Raw genomic sequence first — 1,250 nt, 5'->3', positions numbered from 1 at the left:
AGCTTGACTCTGTCGGGGATCTTGGAGTTGCCGAGGTCAGCTGCCCAGGGTTCGCCAGGACCTCGGCCGGGGGATCGTGTGCTGATCGAGGTAGTTCTGGAAAGCGGTCGGCTGGCGGGGTGGGGGCGCTTCCCCTGTCGGCGGCAGTCCGCTGAGGCGCTCGATGTTGACGGCGATGGCGGTCAGGACATGCTGGATGTGAGCCTTGTCCTGCCCTCGATAGCGGCAGCGGCGCATGCCGTGTCCGTGGGCGAACTCGTTGACCGTGCCCTCCACTCCGGAGCGGACCGCGTAGCGGGTCTTCCATTCGGGCGTTTGTTGCTCGGTTCGGACGCGGAGTTGCAGGTCGCGGAGTTCTCGCGGAGGAAAGCCGACGTTGCGGGCGCCTTCGCGAGAGGTGGTGCACTGGGCGCGGGCCGGGCAGGGGTGGCACTGGCCCTTGGTGAACCGTGCCACGATCAGCGGGGCCGCAGTGGGCGAGGATGTCGGGTAGGGGCCGTGCCAGCCCCGGCTGACCTGGCCCTGGGGACAAGTCACTTGCCGGCGCTCGTAGTCGATGTGGAAGTCATCCCGGCCGAAGCCCTCGCCTCGGCGGTGCTGGCGGGTGGGGTTGCCCGGCAGCGGACCGGTGACGGTGACCTGATGCTGTCGAGCGGCCTGGTCCAGGTGGATCAGGGAGGTGTAGCCGCTGTCGACCAGGTGCTCGGCGGGTAGCAGGCCGCGGCGGTGCAGGCGAGTGTGGATGCCGGGCAGGACCTTGCTGTCGTGTGTGGTGGCCGCGGTGGTGGCCACGTCCGTGATCACGTTGGGACCGTCGGGAGCACACGTCTGCGTCAGGTGAGCGGAGAACCCCTTCCAGCTGATGATGTGTCCGTGACGCGCGTAGCGGGCCGAGATGTCGTAGGGAGAGACGATCGCCCGGGACGAGGGCGGCAGCCCGGGCCCGCCTTCCGTCTCGATGGTGCGCCAGCGCAGGTGTCCTGCGGCGTCACGGTGGTAGTTCTGCACCACGATCTGCCGCAGCGCCTGGATACGAGGGCCGGACGTGCGGTCTGCTCCCTGCCGGTAGAGGTGTTCCAGGAGCCGGACCGCGTCGTTTCCGGTGGTGAGGATCCGGGTCTTGGGCTTGGTGGGGTTCTTGCCCAGGCGGACCGGTCGGCCGTAGCGGCGCCCCCAGTCCTCGTCGACCAGCTCGTCCAGCAGATGGGGGGAGGTGCCGGCGACTTCTTCCAGTGCGGCGCGTACCGCCT

At 69.0% G+C, this 1,250-nt stretch carries 1 protein-coding gene; it reads right to left on the bottom strand.

Annotated elements, in window-relative coordinates; genetic code table 11:
* Nucleotides 1–36: 36 nt before the first annotated feature.
* Nucleotides 37–1,250 (bottom strand): transposase (locus ABZ826_RS39395; protein WP_361459415.1); only part of this gene is annotated, 1,214 nt, incomplete at its 5' end.

It is taken from the genome of Streptomyces sp. NPDC047515 (genome assembly GCF_040643055.1).
In the GTDB taxonomy this organism is placed as follows: domain Bacteria; phylum Actinomycetota; class Actinomycetes; order Streptomycetales; family Streptomycetaceae; genus Streptomyces.
Note: the sequence above shows the minus strand (reverse complement) of the source record. Positions and strands in the feature narration are given on the sequence as shown.